16 protein-coding genes are annotated in these 19,517 nt (G+C 72.2%); 10 read left to right on the top strand and 6 right to left on the bottom strand.

Annotated elements, in window-relative coordinates; translation table 11 throughout:
- The first annotated feature begins 93 nt into the window (after nucleotides 1–93).
- From H4W80_RS26015 to H4W80_RS25995, 5 genes are read left to right on the top strand one after another with little or no spacing between them, the layout of a single operon-like run.
- Nucleotides 94–1,698 (top strand): ABC transporter substrate-binding protein, encoded by a 1,605-nt coding sequence (locus H4W80_RS26015; protein ID WP_318787060.1) that lies wholly within the window; start codon nucleotides 94–96, stop codon nucleotides 1,696–1,698.
- Nucleotides 1,695–2,654 carry an ABC transporter permease gene (locus H4W80_RS26010; protein WP_192787493.1) on the top strand — a complete coding sequence of 320 codons (960 nt, stop codon included), beginning with the start codon at nucleotides 1,695–1,697 and terminating at the stop codon, nucleotides 2,652–2,654. Before H4W80_RS26015 ends, H4W80_RS26010 begins: the two co-directional genes overlap by 4 nt.
- On the top strand, nucleotides 2,651–4,588 hold the full coding sequence (locus H4W80_RS26005; protein ID WP_192787492.1) for a dipeptide/oligopeptide/nickel ABC transporter permease/ATP-binding protein: 1,938 nt from the start codon (nucleotides 2,651–2,653) through the stop codon (nucleotides 4,586–4,588). Before H4W80_RS26010 ends, H4W80_RS26005 begins: the two co-directional genes overlap by 4 nt.
- Nucleotides 4,581–5,570: an oligopeptide/dipeptide ABC transporter ATP-binding protein gene (locus H4W80_RS26000; RefSeq protein ID WP_192787491.1), complete on the top strand. Its 990-nt coding sequence runs from the start codon at nucleotides 4,581–4,583 to the stop codon at nucleotides 5,568–5,570. Before H4W80_RS26005 ends, H4W80_RS26000 begins: the two co-directional genes overlap by 8 nt.
- Nucleotides 5,567–6,472 (top strand): dihydrodipicolinate synthase family protein, encoded by a 906-nt coding sequence (locus tag H4W80_RS25995; RefSeq protein WP_192787490.1) that lies wholly within the window; start codon nucleotides 5,567–5,569, stop codon nucleotides 6,470–6,472. Before H4W80_RS26000 ends, H4W80_RS25995 begins: the two co-directional genes overlap by 4 nt.
- A 1-nt stretch (nucleotide 6,473) precedes the next feature.
- On the opposite strand, the gene H4W80_RS25990 is transcribed toward H4W80_RS25995, so the two are convergent.
- Both H4W80_RS25990 and H4W80_RS25985 read right to left on the bottom strand, forming a co-directional pair.
- The gene (locus H4W80_RS25990; protein WP_185067965.1) at nucleotides 6,474–6,731 is read right to left on the bottom strand and encodes a DUF1876 domain-containing protein; all 258 of its coding nucleotides are present in this window, start codon (nucleotides 6,729–6,731) and stop codon (nucleotides 6,474–6,476) included.
- 319 nt (nucleotides 6,732–7,050) lie between these two features.
- Nucleotides 7,051–8,151 carry a winged helix DNA-binding domain-containing protein gene (locus H4W80_RS25985; RefSeq protein ID WP_192787489.1) on the bottom strand — a complete coding sequence of 367 codons (1,101 nt, stop codon included), beginning with the start codon at nucleotides 8,149–8,151 and terminating at the stop codon, nucleotides 7,051–7,053.
- Between the two features lie 98 nt (nucleotides 8,152–8,249).
- Between H4W80_RS25985 and H4W80_RS25980 the strand changes: the two genes are divergently transcribed.
- From H4W80_RS25980 to H4W80_RS25970, 3 genes are read left to right on the top strand one after another with little or no spacing between them, the layout of a single operon-like run.
- Nucleotides 8,250–9,284: a LacI family DNA-binding transcriptional regulator gene (locus H4W80_RS25980; protein ID WP_192787488.1), complete on the top strand. Its 1,035-nt coding sequence runs from the start codon at nucleotides 8,250–8,252 to the stop codon at nucleotides 9,282–9,284.
- 34 nt (nucleotides 9,285–9,318) lie between these two features.
- On the top strand, nucleotides 9,319–10,320 hold the full coding sequence (locus tag H4W80_RS25975) for a hydroxyacid dehydrogenase (protein WP_192787487.1): 1,002 nt from the start codon (nucleotides 9,319–9,321) through the stop codon (nucleotides 10,318–10,320).
- 58 nt (nucleotides 10,321–10,378) lie between these two features.
- Complete coding sequence (locus tag H4W80_RS25970; protein WP_225963667.1) at nucleotides 10,379–12,154, top strand: serine/threonine-protein kinase; 1,776 nt, start codon at nucleotides 10,379–10,381, stop codon at nucleotides 12,152–12,154.
- Here the strand turns inward: H4W80_RS25970 and H4W80_RS25965 are convergent.
- From H4W80_RS25965 to H4W80_RS25955, 3 genes are all read right to left on the bottom strand, one after another.
- Entirely contained in the window at nucleotides 12,151–15,459 is a 3,309-nt protein-coding gene (locus H4W80_RS25965) for a WD40 repeat domain-containing serine/threonine-protein kinase (protein WP_192787486.1), read from the bottom strand. The genes H4W80_RS25970 and H4W80_RS25965 overlap by 4 nt on opposite strands.
- A 96-nt stretch (nucleotides 15,460–15,555) precedes the next feature.
- On the bottom strand, nucleotides 15,556–16,110 hold the full coding sequence (locus H4W80_RS25960; protein WP_192787485.1) for a GNAT family N-acetyltransferase: 555 nt from the start codon (nucleotides 16,108–16,110) through the stop codon (nucleotides 15,556–15,558).
- Between the two features lie 12 nt (nucleotides 16,111–16,122).
- On the bottom strand, nucleotides 16,123–16,632 hold the full coding sequence (locus tag H4W80_RS25955; RefSeq protein WP_225963666.1) for a shikimate kinase: 510 nt from the start codon (nucleotides 16,630–16,632) through the stop codon (nucleotides 16,123–16,125).
- A gap of 38 nt (nucleotides 16,633–16,670) precedes the next feature.
- Between H4W80_RS25955 and H4W80_RS25950 the strand changes: the two genes are divergently transcribed.
- Nucleotides 16,671–16,952, top strand: a complete 282-nt coding sequence (locus H4W80_RS25950; RefSeq protein ID WP_192787484.1) for a hypothetical protein — start codon at nucleotides 16,671–16,673, stop codon at nucleotides 16,950–16,952.
- 13 nt (nucleotides 16,953–16,965) lie between these two features.
- Nucleotides 16,966–17,445: a ChaB family protein gene (locus H4W80_RS25945; protein ID WP_192787483.1), complete on the top strand. Its 480-nt coding sequence runs from the start codon at nucleotides 16,966–16,968 to the stop codon at nucleotides 17,443–17,445.
- Between the two features lie 99 nt (nucleotides 17,446–17,544).
- Here the strand turns inward: H4W80_RS25945 and H4W80_RS25940 are convergent, their stop codons facing one another.
- A complete protein-coding gene (locus H4W80_RS25940; RefSeq protein ID WP_264086003.1) occupies nucleotides 17,545–19,374 on the bottom strand; it encodes a transketolase in 1,830 nt (609 codons plus the stop codon).
- Between the last annotated feature and the right edge of the window lie 143 nt (nucleotides 19,375–19,517).

Here is a 19,517-nt window from a genome sequence, read left to right as displayed (position 1 = left end):
CGGTTGACCTCAAGCGGGGGCAGCATCTACCGTCCACGTTACGGCAAAGATAGGACATGGGATGTCCCACGTGCTACGTCCCTGGAGGATTCCGTGAGCTCTGAGTTCAGCCGCCGCGACTTCCTGCGTTACAGCGGGGCCACAGGCGCGGCGGCGTTCGTCGCTGCGACGCTCTCCGCGTGTTCCGGCGGTCCGGCCTCGACCGGATCGGTCGGCGCCGGATCCAACAAGGACCTGATCACCGCCGTCATCGGGTACGGCAACGACCAGAGCTGGGATCCGACGCAGACCGCGTCGGCGTTCGCGATGGCGGGGATCAACCACATCTACGAGGGGCTGCTCGACACCGACCCGATCACGCGCGAGCCGTACCCGGCCCTGGCCACCGCGCTGCCCACCGACCTGAACGCGACCTCCTGGAAGTTCACGCTCAGGGACGGGGCCAAGTGGCACGACGGCCAGCCGGTCACGGCCGACGACGTGGTCTTCACCTTCGAGCGGATCCTGGGCCCCGACAACGTCCTGACCGGCAACTTCTTCAAGTCCTGGCTCCAGGAGGTGAAGAAGGTCGATGACAGGAACGTCGAGCTGGTCTTCAAGTTCCCCTTCCCCGACGCCGCGCCCCGGCTGACCATCGCCAAGATCATGCCCAAGCACGTCTTCAGCCAGGCGGGCGCGTGGGACAAGGCCAAGAGCGGCATGACGATGGGCTCGGGCCCGTACAAGCAGACCGCGCACAACCCCAAGTCCAACACCTCCTTCGAGGCGTTCGACGGCTACAACGGCCCGCGCCCGGCCACGGTCAAGAAGATGAACTGGCTGACGATCGTGGACGCCGCCGCCCGCGTGGCCAAGATCTCCGGCGGCTCGGCCGAGGCGCAGATCGCCGACAACATCCCGTACGCCAACGTCGACCAGCTCAAGCAGCAGGGCCTCACGGTCGAGGGCGGCAAGGGCATGAACCACATGTTCCTGATGTTCAACACGGGCGCCAAGCCCTTCGACGACGTACGGGTGCGCCAGGCCCTGCACTACGCGATCGACAAGCAGAAGATGATCGACGTGGCGCTCAAGGGCCACGGCACGGCCTCCAGCTCCTTCCTCAACGAGGGCCACCCCGACCACAAGCGGGCCTCGGTCGTCTACGACCACGACCCCGAGAAGGCCAAGGCGCTGCTGGCCGAGGCCGGGGTCAAGAACCTCACGATCAACCTCATGGCCGTGAACGTGAGCTGGATCGCGGACTGCCTGCCCACCATCGCCGCCTCCTGGGAGGCCATCGGCGTCAAGACCACGCTGGAGCCGCAGGACACGGCCGCGCTGTTCGCCAAGATGGACCAGTTCCAGGACTATCAGGTGGTCGCCGCCGCCTCCAACCCCAACCAGTTCGGCATGGACGCCGACCTGATCCTGCACTACAACTACGTGCCCGGTGGCCTGTGGATGAAGTACAGCCACTGGGACGGCACCGCGGACGCCAAGAAGCTGTTCACGATGATGGACGAGGCCGGCAAGGAGACCGACAAGGCCCAGCGGACCGAACTTATCCACAAATATCTGGACTTTGTGGCTGAGCAGGCCATCCTCTACCCCGTCGTCCACAACGAGCTGATGACCGCCTGGGACCCGAAGAAGCTGTCCGGCATCCGCGCCCAGCCCTACCCCGGCATCAACCTGCTGCAGGCCAAGAGGACATGACGCTCGTCGCCAGGATGCTGCTGCGGCGGCTCCTCATGCTGATCCCGCTGCTGCTCGGCGTGGTCGCGTTCGTCTTCATCGTGATGCGCTTCTCCAACAGCAAGCCGGAGTACGCGTACTTCCAGGGCGCGAACCCGACCCCCGAGCAGATCCACCAGTTCCAGCTCGAGAACGGCCTGCTGGACCCGCTGCCCCTGCGCTACGTCCGCTTCATCGCGGACCTGGCCCAGGGCGACATGGGCACCAGCGTGCTCACCAAGAAGCCGGTGCTGGAGTCCATCACGACCGCGCTGCCGCTGACGCTGCAGCTCACGTTCCTGGGCCTGGCCGTCGCGGTGGTGCTGTCGCTGGTGTTCGGCGTCGCCGCGGCGCTGTACCGCGACCGCTGGCCGGACCAGGTGATCCGCGTGGTGTCGCTGGTCGGGGTGGCCGCGCCGTCGTTCTGGCTGGCGCTGCTGATGATCCAGTACCTGGCCGTCGGCGAGGGCCTGTTCCCGACGGGCGGCTACATCAACCCGGCCGACTCCACGGCGGGCTGGCTGCAGTCGATGACGCTGCCCGCCCTGTCGCTGTCGCTGCCGATCGCCGCCCAGCTCACTCGCATCATCCGCACGTCGATGGTGGAGGAGCTGGACCGCGACTACGTGCGCACCGCGATCGGCAGCGGCCTGCCGCCGATCGTGGTCGTCGGCCGGAACGTGCTGCGCAACGCCCTGATCACCCCGCTGACCGTGCTCGGCCTGCGCATCGGCTACCTGATCGGCGGCACCGTCGTCATCGAGACCATCTACGGCCTGCCCGGCATGGGCCAGCTCATGATCAACGCCGTGCGCGACGGCGACCCGGCCGTCGTCCAGGGCGTGGTGCTGACCATCGCGGTCGGCTTCATGGTCGTCAACCTGGTCGTGGACATCCTCTACCTGCTGGTCAACCCCCGCCTCAGGAGCGCCGCATGAGACGTGGACTGACGGAACGGCTCTCCCGGCCGGGCATGGCCCTGCGCCGACTCAACCCCCTGTCGTGGGTGGCGGTCGGCATCGTGGCCGTGGTCGTGCTGGCCGCGCTGCTGGCGCCGTGGATCGCGCCGCACTCGCCGTACTTCCAGGAGGTCACCGGCGGCGGCCCGTCGGCCGCGCACTGGATGGGCCTCGACAGCGCCAACCGCGACATCCTGTCCAGGCTCCTGTACGGGGCCCGCTGGTCGCTGATCATCGGCCTCGGCGCGACCGCGCTCGCCCTGGTGGCCGGGGCGGTCGTCGGCGCGATCGCGGCCACCTCGCGCCGGGCCCTGGACGAGACCATCATGCGCCTGCTCGACGTCGTCATGGCCTTCCCCGGCATCGCGCTGGCGGCCGTGCTGGTGGCGGTGTTCGGCGGCAGCATCCCGGTGCTGGTCATGGCCATGGCCTTCCTCTACATGCCGTCCGTGGCCCGGGTCGTGCGGGCCAACGTGATCGCCCAGTACGGCGAGGACTACGTGGCGGCCGAGCGGATCATCGGGGCGCGCACGCCGTACATCGTCGTCAAGCACGTCGCGATCAACTGCGCCGCGCCGGTCCTCGTGTTCTGCACGGTGATGGTGGCCGACGCGATCGTGTTCGAGGCGTCGCTGTCGTTCATCGGCGCCGGCGTGCGCCCGCCGAACCCCTCCTGGGGCAGCGTCATCGCCGACGGCAAGAACATGGTGCTGCTCGGCGGCTGGTGGGCCACGGTCTTCCCCGGCCTGCTGATCCTGCTGACCGTGCTCGCGCTCAACATCCTCTCGGAGGGCATCTCCGACGCCTGGGCCGCGCCCGCCGCCCGCAGGGTCGTCCCGAAGAAGGATGACGCGTTCGAGCGGGCCAGGCCCGGCTCCGGCGAGGTCGTCGAGCTGCCCGGGCTGGCCGAGGCCGCCCGCAGGCTGGCCGAACGCGCCCGCCCGCTCCCGCAGGGGCCGCCGATCCTTTCGGTGGAACGGCTGCGGATCGGGTTCGCGGACGGCCCAGGTGGCGGCGTGGACATCGTGGACGGCATCGGCTTCGAGGTGCACCCGGGCGAGGTGCTCGGCCTGGTCGGCGAGTCGGGCTGCGGCAAGTCGCTGACCGCGCTGACCATCATGGGCCTGCAGCCGCGCAACGCCCGCGTCAGCGGCCATGTCCGCTTCGACCAGCGCGAGCTGCTCTCGGAGTCGCGCCGCGCCCGCCGCCGCCTGCTCGGCCACGAGATGGCGATGATCTACCAGGACGCCCTCTCGTCCCTGAACCCGGCCATGACCATCAAGGCCCAGCTCAAGCAGCTCACCCGCCGCGGCGGCCGGCGCACCCCCGCCGAACTGCTCGAACTCGTCGGCCTCGACGCCCGCCGCACCCTGTCCGCCTACCCGCACGAGCTGTCGGGCGGGCAGCGGCAGCGGGTGCTGATCGCGATGGCGCTGTCGCGTGACCCGAAGCTGATCGTCGCCGACGAGCCCACCACCGCGCTCGACGTCACCGTCCAGGCGCAGGTCATCGAGCTGCTGCTGAAGCTGCGCGAGGAGCTGGGGTTCGCGCTGATCCTCGTCTCGCACGACCTCGCGCTGGTCGCCGACGTCACCGACCGCGTGGTCGTCATGTACGGCGGCCAGATCGTCGAGACCGGCGCCACGGCGACCCTGGTCGGCGCGCCCGCCCACCACTACGCCCGCGGCCTGCTGGGCTCGGTGCTGTCGCTGGAGTCGGGCGCCGAGCGGCTCACGCAGATCCCCGGCGTGGTGCCCGCCCCGGCCGACTTCCCTGCCGGCTGCCGCTTCGCCGACCGGTGCCCCATGGCCACGGACGTGTGCCGTACCGAGGCCCCGGTGCTGACGGGGGACACCACGCACGCGGTGGCCTGCCATCATCCGGCGCTCGTAGGAAGTGAGCAGCATGCTTGAGCTGAAGGACGTGCACGTCGTGCACAAGGCCCGCTCAGGCGGCCTGTTCTCGCGGGACCGCGTCCACGCGCTGACCGCGGCGGACCTCACGGTGAGCCCCGGCGAGACGGTCGGGGTCGTGGGGGAGTCGGGCTGCGGCAAGTCCACGCTGGCCAGGGTGCTGGTCGGCCTGCAACGGCCCACCCAGGGCACCGTGAACTTCCGCGGCAAGGACCTCTGGTCGCTGAAGGAGGGCGAGCGGCGCGCGCTGATCGGCTCCAGCGTCGGGATGATCTTCCAGGACCCGTCCACGGCGCTCAACCGGCGCCTGCCCGTCAGGCAGGTGCTGCGCGACCCGCTCAACGTGCACCGCCGCGGCACCCCCGCCCAGCGCGACGCCCGCGTACGCGAGCTGCTCGACCTGGTGGGCCTGCCCGCCGGCGCCGCCGACGCGCTGCCCACCCAGCTGTCCGGCGGGCAGCGCCAGCGCGTGGCCGTGGCCAGGGCGCTCGCGCTCGAACCCGACCTGGTCGTGGCCGACGAGCCCACCAGCGCGCTCGACGTGTCGGTCCGTGCCCAGATCCTCAACCTGCTGCTCGACCTGAAGGAACGGCTCGGGCTCGCGCTGGTGTTCGTCTCGCACGACATCCAGACGGTGCGCAGGATGAGCGACCGCGTGGTCACCATGTACCTCGGCAGGATCGTCGAGCAGGCGCCCGCGCGGGCCACGCCGATGGGCGCCCGCCACCCGTACACGCGGGCCCTGTTCTCCGCGACCCCGGGCCTGATCTCGCCCATCAACCCGATCCCGCTCGTGGGCGTGGTGCCCTCCGCCACCAGGCCGCCGAGCGGCTGCCCGTTCCGCACCCGGTGCTGGCGGGCAGACCACCTGTGTGCCGAGGACTGGCCCGCGGCGCAGACCGAGGGCGACCACCTCTTCCACTGCCACCACCCGGTGGCGGCGGGAGCCACTGATGTAGAGCTGATCCAGGAGCGCGCATGACTTTGACCGGTGTCATCCCCCCGGTTTGCACCCCGTTGACCCCTGACTACGAGGTGGACGCCGCCTCGCTGGTCCGGCTGGTCGACCACCTGCTGGCGGGGGGCGTGGACGCGCTGTTCGTGCTGGGGTCGTCGTCGGAGGTGGCGTACCTGACGGACGCGCAGCGCCGGGTGGTGCTGGACACCGTGGTCGGCCACGTGGGCGGGCAGGTGCCGGTGCTGGCCGGGGTGATCGACATGACGACGCCGCGCGTGCTCGAACACGTGCGGGTCGCGGCCGGGGCGGGGGTGTCGGGGCTGGTGGCGACCGCGCCGTTCTACACGCGTACCCATCCGGAGGAGATCCGCACCCACTTCCGGACCATCGCCGCGCGGGGCGGGCTGCCGGTCTACGCATACGACCTGCCGGTTTCCGTACACACCAAGCTGAGCGCCGAACTCCTGCTCGGTCTGGCCGCCGAGGGCGCGCTGGCCGGGGTGAAGGACTCCAGCGGCGACGACGGCGGGCTGCGCCAGGTCATCCTGGGCCGCGAGGCGCCCTTCAGCGTGCTCACGGGGTCAGAGGTGACCGTGGACTCGGCGCTGTGGATGGGCGCGGACGGCGTGGTCCCCGGGCTGGGCAACGTGGACCCGCAGGGATACGTCGAGCTCTACCGGTGCGCCGCGCGGGGCGACTGGCAGGCGGCGAGAGCGGAGCAGGAGCGCCTGGTCAGGCTGTTCGAGATAGTCCGTGCAGGCGGCTCACGCATGGGCGGCAGCTCCTCGGGCCTCGGGGCCTTCAAAGCCGCACTTCACCTACGCGGTGTCATCGACTGCCCGATCACCGCGCTCCCGCAGATTCCGCTCAATGACGACGAGGTCGGCCGGATCGGCAAGCTCCTGGCTGCCGCCGGGCTGCTCTGAGCTATGCCGTGCCGGCCAGCTGGGCCACGTCGTCCGCGCCGTCCTCGATCAACTTCGAGGCCAGGTTGGACAGGGCCCGCCCAGCGGCCAGCTCGTCCCCGATCCCGGGCACCGGCCGGTCGGTGGGATTGCGTCGGGCGTGCGCCACGCTCTCGTGACGTTTACCGTCCGCGGTGAAGAGCACCGCCGTCGCCGTGGTGACGGCGTCCTCGTCGTCCTCACTGATCCAGATCTGTATGTTCCACTGTTTGTACTCCATGGAGGAACACCTCCCTACCTTCGAGGGTCTCTCTTGCGAGCCCAAAGGTAAAGGTCAGGGTGCCTGATCACCTGGTCACGCCGCCGGCGGGCCGCCGCGGAGGGCCCTCCCCGGGTCACCCTGGGAGGCCACCGCGATCGCCCCCGCCGCGCACTCTCCGCCGAGCAGCTCGCCGGCCGGTCTGCCGCCTTCTCCACGTCCGGCACCCGACGCCCCTGCGGAGATGGGCCCGATGCGCCCCCCATGTCACAGCCTGAGCTCCTGTGCGCGAAGCGCCATCCAGCGAAGACCATGCGTTTCCCCTGATGCCCCCCCTGGCTCAGGGCTTGGAAGGCCCTTCGGAGAGCGTGATTTCGTGTTTGTCGCCCGGGGCCAGGAACTCCAGCAGCCTCAGCGCCTCCTCCTCCACCTCCTCCATGACCGGGATCGGCGTCCACCGGTGAATGGTGAGCGTGGAGGTGCCCTTGGCGCGGGCGATCGTCCAGTCGCCGGCGGTGAAGCCGTCCACGAGGATGACGCGCGGCACCACGTTCGTGCCCATGAAGCCCTGGAGAGCGCTCGCCCCCGTGTCGGAGATGGCGCGGGAGCGGTCGGCGTACGACAGGAACAGGTTGTCGAAGTCGTACATCAGCCGCACCGGCGCCGGGGTGTCCTCGCCGGGCCGTGCGGCGTCGGGCAGGTCGTACAGGGTCCGGCCGGCCTCGTCCCTGAAGCGGACCAGGTCGAGCGTCTCCACCACCTCGCCCAGCCGCGTCAGCCCCGACCACGTCTGCACGTCCATCACCGACGCCGGCCCGAACGCCGCGAGATAGCGCCGCACCAGCTCGGCCGGCGTCATCGGCGGCACCTCGAAGCCCAGCCAGGACTCGGCGCTCGTGTGGGCGACGGGCCCGCTCTTGCCCCACACGCCCCGGGGCGGCACCTGCACGAGCGGCACCAGCCACCGCACGCCCTGGCCGAGCGCGTGCGGATCGTTCGACGGCCACCGCTCGGCCAGCTTCCGGCCCAGCTCGGCGAACGTCATGGGCCGCTCCTCCAGCAGTGCCCGCCCGACCGCCGCCAGCTCGTCCAGGTCGACCCCTTGCAGCCGCTTGCCGAACGTGGACATGGTCATGCGCCCGATGGCGGGCTGCAGCAGCGGCCGGATGGCCAGGCAGTCGCGGGCGGTGACGAGGTGGATCGTGCCACGCTGCAGCGCGATGCGTACGAGCTCGCGCGAGAGCAGCAGGTCGGCGGCGTCGGCCGGTTTGAAGCCCTCTACGCGGTTCCACAGGCCGGTGTACCAGGTGTGCGGGGTCTGCGCCTGGAGCCCGCCGAGGCGCTCCACGACCTCGGCCACGGAGTGGTCGGTACGGCGCAGCAGGTGCTGGCGGTCGAGCGTGGCCCGGTTGAGCGCCCTGCGGCTGATGAGGGGGTCCATGGGTCGAGGGTAGGGGGTAATGAGGTCCATTCCGGTCCTCAATGGCAATTGATCGAACGAAACCCAAACGATCATTTCGAAAGGCATAGGATCGGGGCATGTCCGTCGAGCAGCGCCACAGGCTCATCCTCCGCCAGGTCCGCGACCGCGGCTCGGCCCGGGTGGCCGACCTGGCCGAGGCGCTGGGCGTCTCCGCCGTCACCCTGCGCAGGGATGTCGAGCGCCTGGCCGCCCAGGGCCTGCTCACCAGGGTGCACGGCGGCGTCACGCTGCCCGCCGAGGCCCCCGCCCCGCGGGCCGGCGGGCTGACCGTCGGCATGCTGGTCCCGACCGCGCACTACTACTACCCGGCCGTGATCAAGGGCGCCCAGGAGCAGGCGGCCAGGGCGGGGGCGCGGCTCGTGCTCGGCATCTCCCGCTACGAGGACGCCGAGGACCGCGCCCAGGTGCGCCAGCTCGTCAAGGGCGGCGCGGACGGCCTGCTGCTCACCCCGAGCAGGCAGCCCGACGGCTCCCACGCGGAGTGGCTGGCCGGGCTGAGCGTCCCGGCGGTGCTGGTGGAGCGCCGGGCCGAGCCGGCCGGCCCGGCCGCCACGCTCGACGCGGTCGCCTCCGACCACGCCCACGGCGCCTATCTCGCCGTGCGCCACCTGGCCGAGCTGGGCCATCGCGGGCTCGCGCTCGTCGCCTCCCCCAGCCCGACCGCGCCGGGGATCCGGGCGGGCCTGCTGGCGGGCGCCTCGGCGCTGGGCCTGGACGCCCCCGCGGAGATCGTCATCGACCGCGACCGCACCGACGAGCTCGTGGCGGGCGTGCTGCGCCTGGTGCGCGAGCGGGGCGTGACGGGCCTGCTCGTGCACAACGACGAGGACGCGCTCGCGCTGGTCAGGCACCTGGCCGCGGCGGGCGTGGACATCCCGGGCGAGGTGTCGCTGGTCGCCTACGACGACGAGGTGGCCGCGTTCAGCTCGCCCTCGCTCACCGCCGTGGCGCCGCCCAAGGAGGAGGTCGGGCGCTGCGCGGTCGACCTGCTGCTCGCACGAATCACCGCGGACACCGCCCCGGTCGGCCGCCACGTGGCGCTGCTGCCCGAGCTCAGGCCCCGCGAGTCGTCCGCGCCCCCTTCGTTATGATCGCTTCGATCGTATTGATTACGGGGAGAGCGATATGAGCGAATCACGGCCGAAGACGCTGCTGGCCATGGGACGGCCGGTGGCGGCCCGGCTCCTCACCGGCGAGGTGCGCGAGCGCCTGGTCGGCCTCGCCGACGTGGACCCCGGCCTGGTGGCCGAGGACTTCGCCGATCCGGCCGTGGCCGAGGCGCTGGCGGGCGCCGAGGTGCTCTACACGAGCTGGTGGTGCCCGCCCGTCACCGGCGACGTGCTGGCCAGGGCGCCCAGGCTGCGCGCGATCGTGCACGCCGCCGGCACCGTGAAGCACCACGTCACCGAGGCGTGCTGGGAGCGCGGCATCGTCGTGTCGTCCGCCGCGTCGGCCAACGCCGAGCCGGTGGCCGAGTTCACGCTGGCCTCGATCCTGTTCGCCAACAAGCGCGTGCTCGACATCGCCGCGCTCTACCGCGAGCAGCGGGCGGGGATCGACGTGGACGGCCGCTTCCCCGGGTTCGGCAACTACCGGCGCACGGTCGGCATCGTCGGGGCCTCCAGGATCGGCCGCCGGGTGATCGAGCTGCTGCGGCCGTTCGAGCTCGACGTGCTGGTGGCGGACCCCTACCTGACGGAGGACCTGGGCGTGCCGCACGTCGGGCTGGACGAGCTGATCGAGCGGTGCGACGTGGTCAGCCTGCACGCGCCCTCGCTCCCGGAGACCAGGCACCTCATCGACGCGGCCCGCCTAGCCCGCATGCGCGACGGCGCCACGCTGATCAACACGGCCAGGGGCGCGCTCGTCGACCAGGACGCGCTCGTCGCCGAGCTGGCCGGCGGGCGGCTGTACGCGGTGATCGACGTGACCGAGCCCGACCCGCTGCCCGCCGACTCGCCCCTCTTCGACCTCCCGAACGTCCTGCTCACCCCGCACATCGCCGGATCGCTCGGCGGCGAACTGTCCCGGCTGGCCCACCAGGCGCTCGACGAGCTGTCCAGGTACGCCCAGGGCCTGCCCTTCCGGTACGGCGTAGAAGCGGAGTCGCTGGCGACAAGCGCCTGATGCCCGTACGGCCGGGGCCCGATGGCGCGGGCAGCGGGTCGGCCCTACGCTGCTCTGCATGCACAGACGGGTGATCGACGGCCGCTTCGAGCTCACGGAGCGGCTCGGTGGCGGGGGCATGGGCCTGGTGTGGCGGGCCTGGGACGTGGCCCTGCACCGCGAGGTCGCGCTCAAGGAAGTGCGCCCGCCTGACCCCTCCATGGACGAGCACGATCCGGCGGGCGCCCGCGAGCTGCGGGCCAGGGTGCTGCGCGAGGCCCGCGCCCTGGCCCGGCTGAACCACCCGCACGTGGCCACTATCCACCACATCGTCGACCCCGGCGAGCAGGGCTATCCCTGGATCGTCATGGAGCTGGTCACGGGCGGCTCCCTCCAGGACCGCATCCAGCGCGGGGCCATGTCGCCGCAGGAGGTGGCCCGCCTGGGCCGGGAGGTCCTGTCCGCGCTGCGGGCCGCGCACGCCGTCGGCATCCAGCACCGCGACGTCAAGCCCGCCAACGTCCTGTTACGCGAGGACGGCCGGTCGGTGCTCACCGACTTCGGCATCGCGGCGGTACGCGAGTCCACGAGCCTGACGGCCACCGGGTCGTTCATCGGCTCGCCCGAGTACATGGCGCCCGAGCGCATCAACGGCGTCGAGGGCGACCCGGCCTCCGACTTCTGGTCGCTCGGCATGATGCTGTACGTGGCGGTGGAGGGCCGGCACCCGCTGCGTCGGAGCACCACGCTGGCGACCCTGGCCGCCGTGCTCAACCAGGAGGTGCCACCGCCGGAGCGCGCCGGGGCGCTCACCCCGGTGCTGAGCGCGCTGCTCAGGCGCGACCCGGCGGCCCGCCCCGACGCCGACACCCTCGACCGCATGCTGGCCGCGGCGGCCGACCCCGGCGCGACGCCGCCCCCGATGCCCGCCGCCCCCGCCCAGGCGATGCCGGGCCCGCACGCCCAGGGCCCGACCCCGACAGGCCCTTCGATGGGCCCCGGCCCGGGCCCCGGCCCGGGGCCCGGCTCGGGCCCCGGGACAGGTCCCGGGATGGGTCACGCCACGGGCCCCGCGAGGCCCGGCCCGCACGGCGCCTACACGGGGCCGCCCATGCACGGGCAGACCATGCCGCCCGGGTACGGGCACGCGCCTCAGCAACCCCCGTGGGGCCCGGCGCCGATCCCGAAGGCGACCACCATGCACGGCCGCCGCCGCGGCGGCGGCCGCACCGTGGGCATCGTGACGTCGGCCGTCGCGGTCACGGTGGCGGGCGTGCTGGTGTGGCAGCTGATCCCCTCCGCCTCGAGGAGCACCACGAAGAACGACCCGTCGGTGCGCACCACCTCGGAGGATTCCTCCGAGGTGGATCGCACCGATCCCGAGTCCCCGCGCGGCAGCACGCCCGCCACCCCCGCCAACCTGCACACCCCCGCGGGAATGCGGGCCCTGATCGCCAAGATCAAGAACACGCTCGGCGACACCAAGGTCGTCGGGATGACGGTGTACCCCACGTACGCGTCGATCGAGGCACCGCTCAAGCGCGACAAACAGCTCTATGACACGTACTTCTACCGCGACGGCGAGATCACCCGGTCGAGCGCCGGCGGCAAGGTGAGCACCCCCGTCGTGGACCTGCAGAAGTACAACTGGGCCGCCCTCCCCGCCCTGTTGCGGAAGGCGGACAAGGACCTCGGTGTCCCCAAGCCGACCGCGCGGTATCTGATCGTGGACCCCGACTTCGCGTTCGCCACCCCACGCCAGGTGCTGCTCGTCTACGCGTCCGACGACTATCGCTCGGGCTACCTGGTATCCAACCTCCAGGGCAAGGTGGTCAAGGTCTACGCGAGCGACTAGCAGATCTTCTGATAGCCGCTCTCCGGGATCAGCCGGGTCCACTCCGCCTTGCTCAGCGACCCGCCCGCCCTGACGCACACCTCCTGTGCCGCCAGCGCTGGATCGACCGGGCTCTCGCGTACGGTGCCGTCCAGCCCGACGCCGCGCAGCCGCTTGCCGTCCTGGGTGAAGGCCGGTCCGGCGGCCCACGAGCCCGCCTGGCCGACCTCCCGCATCGTGCTCGCGTCCCAGAGCGAGGTACGGGCGGCGTCGACGGCCAGCAGGTCGCCACCAGGGGAGAAGCGCAGCTCGTCCACCGGGGCCGTCCCCGTCTGGATGGTGCCCCGCGCCTTCCCCTTGCGCAGGTCCCAGAGCAGCACGTGCCCGCCCTCCAGCCCGAACGCCAGCGTGCGCCCGTCGGGGGAGAATGCGAGCGCGGTCGGCGCGGGCGGGTCCTCGCCGGGGTCGGCGGAGCGGTCGAGGTTCAGCGGGGTGATCGCGCCGGTGCGCAGGTCGAGGAGCTTGGCGCCGGCGGCCAGCGTCGAGCCGTCGGGGCTGAAGGCCATCGCCAGGTCGCCCGCCCCCTCGTACGCCTTGATGCGCCGCCCCTTGCGTACGTCCCACGTCTCCAGGGTCCTGCCCCGCGCGGTGGCCAGCGTGTCGCCGGCGGGGGAGAGGGCCACGGCGAGCACGTCGCCGCCCGCGTCGATGGCGGCGACCCGGCGGCTGCTGGTGACCTCCCACACGGTCACGGGGTCGCCCGCGACGGCGAGCAGCCGGCCGTCGGCGTCGAAGGCCAGGTCGCCGGCGGCGGCGATGCGGCCGAGCGGCTTGCGCTCCACGGTGTCGGTGAGCTCGATGGAGTCGCCGACCTCCTTGGCGGCGACCCGGCCGTTGCCGGAGAAGGCGGCGGAGGGAGCGTCCTCGGACGGCACGGGCAGCCCCGAGACGTCGAGCGAGACGACGGAGCCGGTGCCGCTCAGGTAGCGCAGCGAGCGGCCGTCGGCGGAGAAGGCCAGGCCGCGCTCGGGGTTTCGGAGGGGGTAGGCGCCGGCGAGGCGGCGTTCGGCGACGTTCCAGACCCGGACCTCGCCGTCGCCCGGCAGGGCGAGCAGGCGCCCGTCGGGGCTGAAGGCGGGCGGGTCGGCCGAGGTGTGCCCCAGGGAGTCGGCTCCGACCACCTCGACGGCGCGCACCGACTCCCGGGCCGCACGCCCGTCCGCCCGGAACATCTCGGGCTTCCCGGACGCCGCGGTGTCGGGGGTGGTCGCCCGCTTGGGGGCGACGGGGCTCGGGGGCCTGGCCGCGATGAGCGTGATCCCGTCGCGCCCGGCCACGGCCAGCGTGGCCCCGTCGGGGCTGAAGGCCAGGGCGGGCGCCGCCGCGTCCGCGCCGGTGGGCGGCTGGACCGAGACGGTGCCGGTCCTGGTCCGGCCTGCCAGCTCCCACAGCTCGACCCGCCCGCTCAGGCTGGAGAAGGCGGCCCTGGTCCCGTCGGCGGAGAGCGCCACCTGGCGGTCGGCGACGTCGAACAGCAGCCGCCCGCCCCGGTAGACCCTGGTCCTGTTGCCCTGGCCGATCGCGTAGGTGACCGGCTCTAAGGGCGCGCGCCCCGTGGCCACCTCGAACGGCCGGCCGTCGGCCCCCTCCGCGAACCTCCCGTCGTCGCTCAGCACGCTCCCCGCCGGCAGCGAGTACGAGGCGACCCGCTGCCCGCCGGCCAGGTCCCAGACGGCGACCGTACCCGTGCCCCATTTGATCAGCCGGTCGCCGCGCAGCAGGTAACGCGCCCGCAGGTCGGCGGCCGGGTCGGTGAACACCCCCAGCTCCGGCTGCACCAGCGAGGCCTGCAGCGCCGCCCGCGCCTCGAACACCGGCGACAGCTTCCAGGCCGCCACGCTCAGCCGCATCGCCGTGCGCGGATCGGAGGACCGCAGCGCCTCCGCCCTGGCGGCCACGGCCCGCGCGTTGGCCTCGACGAGCTGCCCGCGCAGCTGGTTCTGCCCGTGCACGGACACCACGGCCAGCGTCACGGCGATGGCCAGCACGGCGGCCAGCCCCGCCAGCGCGGGCGTGAGCAGCCTCCTGCGCTGCTTGGACAGGGCCACGCTGTCGTTGACGAAGTCGCGTTCGAGCTGGTTGAGGCGCAGATGGCGGCGCTTGGTCGCGGCCCAGGCGAGCGCCGTGTCGAGCGCCTGGCCGCGGAAGAGGTGGCTCCTGCCGCGCCGGTGCTCCGACCAGTTGCGGGCGGCGTCGCGGATCTCCCGGTGCACGTGCATGCTCTCGCGCTCGTCCTCGACCCAGGCGCGCAGCCGGGGCCAGGCCCGGTAGAGGGCGGCGCTGGCCGGGGCCACCCGCTGGTCGCTGACCGCGACGAGCTTGCCCACGGGGGTCTCGGTCGGCGCCACGCGCACGCTGCGCCGTACCAGGAGACCCGCCGCCATGAGCGGGCCGAGCACGTCGCCCTCGTCGTGCGGGCTGTCGCCGTCGAGCAGGCGCAGCAGCAGCCCCGGCACCTCCGCCTGCTGCCGCGGCGTGAGCGCGAGGTAGACCTCCTCGGCCACCTCGCCCAGCGAGCGCGGCCTCGCGTGCCCCTCGGGCGGCCGCACGTCGGCCGGGCTCTCGATGCGCAGCTCCCGCGCGGCGGGCCGGTCGGCGGGGTCCTTGGCCAGGGCGCGCCCGACCAGCTCGCGCAGCGGCTCCGGCAGCGCGCCGAGGTCGGGGTCGACGGTCAGCAGCCGGTGCATGACCCCGCCCAGGCTCGTCCCGCTGAACGGATCGTCGCCGGTGGCCGCGAACAGCACCACGGCGCCCCACGCGAACACGTCGGCCGCCGCCCCCGAGTCGTGCCCGGTCAGGACCTCGGGAGCCATGTACGTGTACGTGCCGCCGGCCGGCACGCCCAGCTCGATCACCTTGGGCCCGTCGGCGGCCAGCAGCACGCTCTCCGGATTGAGCCCCCGGTGCGTCAGCCCGGCCTCGTGCAGCGCGCTCAGCGCCGACGCCAGCGCCCCGGCCAGCGCGACCAGCTCGTCGCCCGCGTAGGGCCCGTGCAGCTCGACCGCGCGCCGCAGGTCGGGCCCGTCCACGTAGGCGCTCACCACGTACGGCACGCCCTCGTCGTCGCCGACGGCGACCACCTCCGCCAGATGGGGGCAGGTGACCCGCTCGAACCGGCGACCGACCTGGCCACGCGGCACCGTCACCGCGAAGCGGCGCCCCTCGTCGTCGTAGGCGTCGTAAACCACGCCGCGCCCGCCCGCGCCGAGTCTGGCCGCCAGCCAAAAGCCGCCGAGCCTCTCGGGGTCACCGGGCACCAAGCGCATCGTCACTGATGCTTAGATGCACGCCACTGCCCAATGGTTGTCCCAAAGACGCCACAGGTCCCCCGCGCGCCTCGGGGGACCCATGCGTCATGATCATTATGCCAGGCTTCTGGATCTTGCCGGCCATTCGTGCCGGAGCACCGACATGAGCACCGCGTCGTGCCACTCGCCGTCCCACAGCAGGGAGTCGCGTTCGACGCCCTCCTCGACGAAGCCGACCTTCTTGTAGACGTGGCGCGCCCGCTCGTTGAAGGCGTAGACGCCCAGCCTGATGCGGTGCAGCGGCGTCGTGGCGAAGGCGTGGTCGAGGACCAGCTCGATGGCCTCGGTGCCGTAGCCCTTGCCGAAGGCGCGCTCGCCGATGAGCGCTATGCGCAGGTTGCAGGCGAGGTTGTGCTGGTCGAGCTCGTTGAGCACGATCTCGCCGACGTATTCGCCGGCGGCCATGATGGCCAGGTCGAGCCGGTCGGCGTGGTCCTTCCTGGTGGCGTACCACTGGCGGGCGGCTTCGCGGTCGATCTCGCCGTGCGAGCCCGTCAGCCGGCCCACCTCGGGGTCGGAGACCAGCTCGAAGAGGCCGTCGACATGCTCGGGGCCGACCGGGCACAGGGTCACGCGGTCACCCGTCAGGGTGGGCTTCTCGGCGAACATCCCCTTTGGCTATCAGTGCGGGTCGCCCTCGGGCAAACCCATTTCCCGCAGCGTCGCGTCCCGCACCTGCTCGGGGGTCAGCTCGCCGACGTCGCACCTCAGGTCCGCGACCTCCCGGAAGAACGGCTCGCGGCGGGCCCGCATGGCGGCGGGACCGAAGTCGGGGCGGTGGCTGCTCGACTTCATCCGCTGGGCCAGCACCTCGTCGGAGGCGTCCAGCCAGACCACGAACGCCTTGGCCAGCGCCGCGCGCACGTCGGGGAACTCGACCGTGCTGGCCGCCGCCGCGATCACCTCCGGCTCGCCGGCCAACTGGTGCAGCACGTGGTCGGCCTCGTAGCGGTGCAGGGCGTCCGCGCCCTCGCGCTCGGCGATCTGCGCGGCGGTGCCGCCGTAGCGCTGCTGGAGGAACGGATCGCTGTCGCTGAACGGCAGCCCGAGCGCCTGCGCGATCAACCGGCCGGCGCTCGACTTGCCCGAGCCCATAAGCCCGACCAGGACGACTGGTTTGTTTTTCGACATGGGGATAGATGTTCCTTCGTGTCAAGGAGGTAAAGCTGATGACCATCGCCGGAAGCATCATCCTCATCATGCTCGGCGCGATCCTCACCTGGGCCGTCGAGTTCGACCTCGCCGGTCTCGACATCAACGTAGTGGGGGTGATCCTCATGCTCGGCGGCCTCGTCGGTCTGCTGTTCGGCATCTACAGGATCAGCGTCACCCGTAGGGCGGTCGGACCCATCGACGAGCCGGTTCACCGTCACGAGGTCTACGAGGAGCCTGAAGCCCGCAGGACCACCGTGTACGAGGAGCGCCGCCGCTACGACGAACCACCGCTGTAGGAGGTGAATCGACATGCCAGCTGTTGAAGAGCTGCCGTCGACCATCAAACGTTCGCCGAAGAAGGCACAGAACACGTGGATCAAGGCGCACGACAACGCCGTGAAGGAGTACGGCGAGGGCCGGCGCGCCCACATGACCGCGTTCGCCGCACTGAAGCACTCTTTCGAGAAGGTCGGCGACCACTGGGAGCCGAAGGAGAAGAAGGGGCCTTCCGACGAGAGGGCGGCGATGACCCGGCCCGGAAAGGCCACCGAGATGGCCCGGGCCGGGAAGGCCGCGGTGACCCGGACGGCCAAGGCCGCGATGTCCCGGACCACCAAGACGGCCGCCAAGACGGCCGAGGGCGTCAACGCCAACGCCACCAAGGAGCACCTGCAGAAGCTGGCCGCCAAGCTGGACGTGGCCGGCCGGTCGAAGATGACCAAGCAGGAGCTGGTGAACGCCATCAAGAAGGCGAACAGGAAACTGACCGCGAAGGCCCGGACCCGCTGACGGGAGGCATCCCCGCCAGGGGGCCGCGCCAAAAAGGGGGCCAAAAGGGAGGGCCGGGGGCATGTCGCCCGTCGGCCCTCACTCATGTCCGGCCTGTCATCACAGGAGCCGCTTGACCGCCTCGGCGATCGCGTGGCGGTCGATGCCGGCGTCGGCCAGTTGCTCCTCCGGCGTCGCGGACCCGGGCAGGCCCGTCACGGCCAGCTTCACCACCCGCGGCCCCAGCTCGCTGACCGCGTCCATCACCGCGTCGCCGAGCCCGCCCTCCAGCCGGTGGTCCTCCACCGTGATCAGGTTGCCCGTGGTGGTGGCCGCCTCGACCAGCGCGGCCGTGTCGACCGGCTTGACCGAGTAGAGGTCGATCACCCCCACCGGGATCCCCGCCCCCCGCAGCTCGTCGGCCGCCGCCAGCGCCTCGTGCACGGTCACGCCCGCGGCCACGATCGTGGCCCGGTCGTCGGGCGAGTGTCGCAGCACCCGCGACCCGCCCACGGGGAAGCGCTCGTCCGGCGGGTAGATGACCGGCGTCTCCCCGCGCGTGGTGCGCAGGTAGGAGACGCCTTCGACGTCGGCCAGCTCGGCCGTCAGCGCCGCCGCCTGGTTGGCGTCGCACGGGTAGAGCACGGTGCTGCCGTAGACCGCCCGCAGCATCGCCAGGTCCTCCAGGCCCATCTGGGAGGGCCCGTCCTCGCCGATCGCCACCCCCGCGTGCGACCCCACGAGCCGGATGGACGCCCTGCTCACGCCGGCCATCCTGATGAAGTCGTACGCCCTGGTCAGGAACGCCGCGAAGGTGGCCGCGTACGGCTTCCACCCGCGCACCTGCAGGCCGACGGCGGCGGCCACGAGCTGCTGCTCGGCGATGTACATCTCGAAGAACCGCTCGGGGAACTCCTTCCCGAACGCCTCCGCCTTGGTCGAGTCCGCCACCTCGCCGTCCAGCGCCAGGACGTCCCCGCGCGCCGCGCCGAGCGCCGCCAGCGCCTCCCCGAACGCCGTCCGCGTGGCCGCCTTGTCGCCCACCTTGTACGCGGGCAGGCTCATCGGCCTGCTCTCGAACCGGTACGGCGCCGCCGGGGCCTCGGGCTTGTGCACCTCGACCCGCAGGTCCCGCCGGCCGCCCAGCTCATCGACGGCCTTGTCCGGTTCCTTGAGCGGCTTGCCGTGAGCGCCTTCGCGGTTCTCGACCTCCAGGGCCCCCTCGCCCTTGCGCGTCTTGGCCAGGATCACCGTCGGCCGCCTGCGCGTGTTGCGGGCGTCGTTGAGCGCGTAGTCGATCTGCCCGGGATCGTGACCGTCGATCTCGATCGTGTGCCACCCGAACGCCCCGAACCTGCGCGCGTAGGCCCCCGTGTCCCACCCGTGCCGGGTGGGGCCGCGCTGGCCGAGGCGGTTCACGTCCACGATCGCGGTCAGGTTGGCCAGTCCCTCGCAGCCCGCGTGCTCGGCCGCCTCCCAGATGGACCCCTCGGCCAGCTCGCTGTCCCCGCACAGCACCCACACCCGGTACGGCATCCGCTCCAGCCGCCCGGCCATGGCCACCCCGACCCCGACCGGCAACCCCTGACCGAGGGACCCGGTGGCCACGTCCACCCACGGCAGCCGCGGCGTCGGATGCCCCTCCAACCGGCTGCCCCGCCGGCGGAACGTCAGGAGCTCCTTGTCGTCGACGACCCCGGCCGCCTTGAAGAGCGCATAGAGCAGCGGGGACGCGTGCCCCTTCGAGAAGATCAAGTGGTCGTTGGCGGGGTTGTCCGGGTTCTCGAAGTCGTAGTGCAGATGACACGCGAAGAGCACGGCCATCAGATCGGCGGCCGACATCGACGAGGTCGGATGGCCGGACCCCGCCTCTGCGGCCGCCCGCACGGAATCGACCCGCAGCTGCGCGGCCAGCTCGGTCAGGTACTGAAGATCGCGCTCAGGCATCATGACCTCCTCGGAAGCGGTTTCCCGCCGCCTACCCCTCCAGGCCCGCTTAAGTCCGGCCGGTCAGGGGGACGGGGGGCTCAACTCATCGCCCGCACGGGCACCGGGCGGCCCAGTCGACGGCTCATCGCCCGCGCAGGCGCCGG

The organism is Nonomuraea angiospora, from assembly GCF_014873145.1.
Classification (GTDB): Bacteria; Actinomycetota; Actinomycetes; order Streptosporangiales; family Streptosporangiaceae; genus Nonomuraea; species Nonomuraea angiospora.
Note: the sequence above shows the minus strand (reverse complement) of the source record. Positions and strands in the feature narration are given on the sequence as shown.